The 4047-nt window shown below is 71.5% G+C and carries 5 protein-coding genes and 1 pseudogene; 4 read left to right on the top strand and 2 right to left on the bottom strand.

The features are described from left to right. Window positions 1-169: 169 nt before the first annotated feature. Window positions 170-1180: a s-methyl-5-thioribose-1-phosphate isomerase gene (locus E1202_RS30990; RefSeq protein ID WP_132686857.1), complete on the top strand. Its 1011-nt coding sequence runs from the start codon at window positions 170-172 to the stop codon at window positions 1178-1180. On the opposite strand, the gene E1202_RS30985 is transcribed toward E1202_RS30990, so the two are convergent. Next, entirely contained in the window at window positions 1168-1620 is a 453-nt protein-coding gene (locus E1202_RS30985; protein WP_207919012.1) for a MarR family winged helix-turn-helix transcriptional regulator, read from the bottom strand. The two genes, E1202_RS30990 and E1202_RS30985, sit on opposite strands and share 13 nt — an antisense overlap. A 103-nt stretch (window positions 1621-1723) precedes the next feature. Here E1202_RS30985 and E1202_RS30980 point away from each other — a divergent pair, with 103 nt between their 5' ends. Next, a complete protein-coding gene (locus E1202_RS30980) occupies window positions 1724-2644 on the top strand; it encodes a quinone oxidoreductase family protein (RefSeq protein WP_132686858.1) in 921 nt (306 codons plus the stop codon). A gap of 216 nt (window positions 2645-2860) precedes the next feature. Continuing rightward, window positions 2861-3148 (top strand): hypothetical protein, encoded by a 288-nt coding sequence (locus E1202_RS30975; RefSeq protein ID WP_132686856.1) that lies wholly within the window; start codon window positions 2861-2863, stop codon window positions 3146-3148. A 15-nt stretch (window positions 3149-3163) separates the two neighbouring features. On the opposite strand, the gene E1202_RS30970 is transcribed toward E1202_RS30975, so the two are convergent. Continuing rightward, the gene (locus E1202_RS30970; protein WP_132686855.1) at window positions 3164-3766 is read right to left on the bottom strand and encodes a CGNR zinc finger domain-containing protein; all 603 of its coding nucleotides are present in this window, start codon (window positions 3764-3766) and stop codon (window positions 3164-3166) included. 92 nt (window positions 3767-3858) lie between these two features. Here E1202_RS30970 and E1202_RS30965 point away from each other — a divergent pair. Further along, window positions 3859-4047 (top strand): annotated as a pseudogene (locus E1202_RS30965) (MBL fold metallo-hydrolase); the annotation flags it as partial.

Genomic DNA, 4047 nt, shown 5'->3' with positions numbered 1-4047 from the left:
GAGGTGGCGCGGGTGTCGCGGGGCCTCGGGTGATCAAGCCTGCGGGGTGCGGCGATCAGCGCGGTGTCGTGAGCCTAGCAAATCAGTTGGTGGTGGCCGGGTGGGTGCGCGCGGCTGGTTAGGCTTTGGAACGTCAGCCCTTTTTCCGGACTTGTGACCTGAGGATTCGATGTCTTCTTCCGCTGTGCCCGTGCCGGTTCTCGCCGACAGCGTCCGGCTCGATGACGACGGGGTGCACATCCTGGACCGGCGGGTGTTCCCGTTCGAGCACCGGTGGGTGCGTGCGCGCACGGTGGAGGAGGTCGCGCGGGCCATCGAGGAGATGGTGACCCAGTCCTCCGGGCCGTACTTCGCGGTGCTGTGGGGTTTGGTGCTGGCCGCCCGGGAGACCGAGGGGCAGGACCCGCAGGTGGCTCGTCGCCGGGTGGGTGAGGCGGCGCAGCGGTTGATCGCCACGCGCCCGACCAACGACCAGCCGCGCAAGGCAGCGGCGTTCGTGCTCGCCGAGATCGCCGGGCGCGAGGACGTCGCCGCGGCGGCGTGGGACGGCGCGCGGGCGGGTGATGCCGACTACCGGCGGCGATGCCGCGAGATGGGTCAGGCGGGCGCGGCGCTGCTGGACGAGGGCGCGCGGGTGCTGACGCACTGCTGGGGTGATCTCTACCTGCTGGGGCTGGTGGAGGCGCTGGTGGCCGGGGGCAAGCGTCCGGAGTTCGTCTGCACCGAGACCCGCCCCTACCTGCAGGGGGCGCGGTTGACCGCGGAGTCACTGGCGGAGATGGGGGTGCCCACGACGCTGGTGACCGACGGGATGCCGGCGTCGCTGATGCGGGAGGGCCGGGTGGATGCGCTGGTGACCGCCAGCGACCGGATCACCTTGGACGGCTCGGTGATCAACAAGGTGGGCACGTTGCAGCTGGCCACGGCGGCGAAGGCCTTCGGCGTGCCGTTCCACGCGTTGTGCCACGCGCCGGATCCCGACACCGAGTCGGGTGCGCAGGTGCCGATCGAGTTCCGCGACGGCGACGAGGTCCTGCACACCCTGGGGCATCGCAGTGCGAGCGCGCGGGTGCGGGGCCTGTACCCGGCGTTCGACGTGACCGATCCGGACCTGGTGACCACGGTGGTCACCGATCGGGGTGCGTTCGCTCCCGGCGAGGTGCGCCGCTACTGGGCCTGACCGGCGTGGAGGCGTCGGAGCAGGGTGATCAGCAGTTCGCGTTCGGCAGTGCTCAGCGGGGTGAGCAGTTCGCGGTTGGCCGTCTCGGCCAGCGCGGCGCAGCGCTGGAGGGTGGCCAGGCCGTCGGGGGTGGCCGACACGGCGTTCTTGCGGCGGTCGCGCGGGTCGGGCCGGCGTTGCACCAGGCCCTTGTCCCCCAGCTCGTTGAGCAGTCCGACGACGTCCTTGGGGTCGATCTCCAGGCGCCGCACCAGTTCAGCTTGGGCCAGCGGGCCGTGCTCGGCCACGGCGGCCAGCACGGCGTGCTGGCTCAGCCGCAGTCCTTCCTCCGCTAGCGCGCGGGCGAGCAGGTCGCGGCCGCGCGCGGCGACGCGCCCGGTCAGCCAGCTGGGCAGGGACTGGATGTGCTGCAGAGCGCGGGTGTTGTCCGGTTCGGCCACGCTCTCACCCTAGCCGGAAATTCGTTGGACCGACCAATGGTTTTCCCTCTACTCTCGATTTCGTTGGTGGTCCCATCGATTTCGATTTCGAGGAGCGTGCGTGATGCGACGCGTCAACTACGTCATCAACGGTGGACCGGAGGTCCTGTTCGTCGAAGACGTCCCCACCCCGGTGCCCGGCCCTTCTCAGCTGCTGGTGCGGTGCGAGGCGGTCGGGGTCTCCTGGCCGGCGGTGCGCCGCGTGCGGGAAGGACCCGAGCCGGTACCGCTGAGCGGGGAGGTCGCCGGTGTGGTGGAGGCGCTGGGCCCGGGGGTGCGGGGTTTCCGGCTCGGTGACCGGGTCACCGGCCTGTGCTTCGAGCACGCCTACGCCGAGCGGGTGCTGCTGGCCGAGCGCATGGCATCGCGGGTGCCCGAGCACGCCGACGCGGTGACCGCGGTGGCGCTGGTGCGCAGCGGGCTGGTGGCGCGCCGGGCGTGCGCGGCGGGTGTGATCGGCCGGGGCGAGTCGGTGCTGATCACCGCCGCGGCGGGCGCGGTGGGCACGATGGCGATCCAGCTGGTGCGCGCTCACGGGGCTCGTGTGGTCGCCGCGGTCGGCGACAAGCAGGACAAGGGCGCGTTCGTGCGCACGTTGGGCGCGGATGCGGTGGTGGGCTACGACGATCCCAGCTGGGGCGAGCCGGTCGACGTCGCCTTGGAGTGCGTCGGTGGTGAGGTGCTGGACAAGGCGGTGCGCGCCGTGGGCCGCGGTGGGCGGCTGGTGGTCTTCGGTGCTCAGCCGGGTGCGATCTGCTCGGGTGAGCTGATGACGCGCGGTGCTTCGGCGACCGGGTTTCGCATGGGTTCGCCCGCGATGCCGTCGTTGCAGGCCTGCTGGCGCGACGAGTTGTGGGACTGGCATCGGGAGGGCTGGCTGCGCACTCGCGTGCACGCTGAGATCCCGCTGTCCCGGGCGGCGCGGGCGCACGAGGTCATCGAGTCCCGCGCCAACCTCGGCAAGGTGGTGCTGGTGGTGGACTAGGTCCGCCCTGCGGGGCGTGGGCGATGGAGTCCACGGCGATGGTCAGCAGCCGGGCGGGTGGCGGAGTGCCTCCGAAGCCGGGGTAGTCGATTCCTAGGGACTTCTGGGAGATCTCGTCGATGTTGGCGACCGCGCCGTCGGTGGTCGAATCGATGACGCGGCCGCGCACGGCGCAGTAGCGGGCGACGTTGTCGGGGCCGGCGATGTTGAGTGCTGATGCTCGCGTTCGGGCCGCTCAACCCGATCCTCGGTGCGGTCAAGGCCGAACGCACACCGCCGCGGCTGCGCGCCCGCGTCTACGCCACGATCTCCATGGCCGCGCTGGCCGGGATGCCGCTGGGCACCGCGCTGGCGGGCGCGGTGAGCGCGCGGTGGGGGCTGATGCCGGCGATCGCGGTGTTCACGGCGGCAGCCGCGGCGATGTCGTTGTGCCCCTTGCTTTTTCCCGCGTGGCGGACGCTCGACCGGCCACCGGTGGCCTGGACGGGACCAAGACGCCAGTGAGAAGGACGGGGCTGGTCAGCCCGTGCGGGTTCGGGTGCGGCGGGTGTAGGCGCGGGCGGCTCGTGCGCGGTCTCCGCAGCGGGTCGAGCACCAGTGGCGGCGGCCGTGGCGGAGCAGGTAGCGGTTGCAGGGGGTTGAGTCGCAGGCGGTGAGCCGTTCGGCGTCGGGGTGGGTGAGCAGGTCGGCGGCGTCGGCGGCGAGGGTCGCCAACGCGTGGTCGACGATCTCGGTGGTGGGGTGGGGTATCGCGCGATAGGGCCCGTTCCCGTCGTCCCACTGCAGCAGCCGGGCCGTGGGGACGCGGGTCAGCGCCTCGTTGATGGCGGACAGGGCGGCGGGAAGGGCGGGGAGCCCGGCGGTGCGGGAGGCGAGCAGGGCCCTGATCTGCTCGCGCAGCGAGCGCAGCTGCGCGGCGCACATCTCCCGCATGTCGATGTCGACCGGGGCGAGGCCGTGTTCGGTCAGCCAGTGGTTCGTCTGCGCAGGGGTCCCGAGGAGGTCGGCCGTGTGCCCGCCCGGCAGTGCGATGGCGCTGTTGGCCAGGGCGAGGGCGGGGTACTGCTCCTCGCCCGGCGCGGGTGGCAAGGCGGGGTCGTCTGTCATCAGCGTCTCTCCCATGGTCCTCATGGTACGCATTGCGCCCATCCGTGAGAATGGGCTAGCGTCGGTTCACGGATAAAACGTTCGACAACCGTGAGGTTTGTGTTTTCGTGTCTTCTGCCCCCATCTCCACCGACCAGTTCACCGTGCACGCCTTCGGCGGGCCGACCGCCCTGTTCGAGTACGGCGGACTGCGGTTCATGACCGACCCGACCTTCGACGAACCCGGCGACTACCCCCGTCCCGACGGCCGGTTCCTGACCAAGACCACCCCCTCCGCCTGTCTCTTATACACCTCT

This window comes from Saccharopolyspora karakumensis, assembly GCF_004349225.1.
Lineage (GTDB): Bacteria > Actinomycetota > Actinomycetes > Mycobacteriales > Pseudonocardiaceae > Saccharopolyspora > Saccharopolyspora endophytica.
This window is presented reverse-complemented; position numbering and strand designations above follow the sequence as displayed.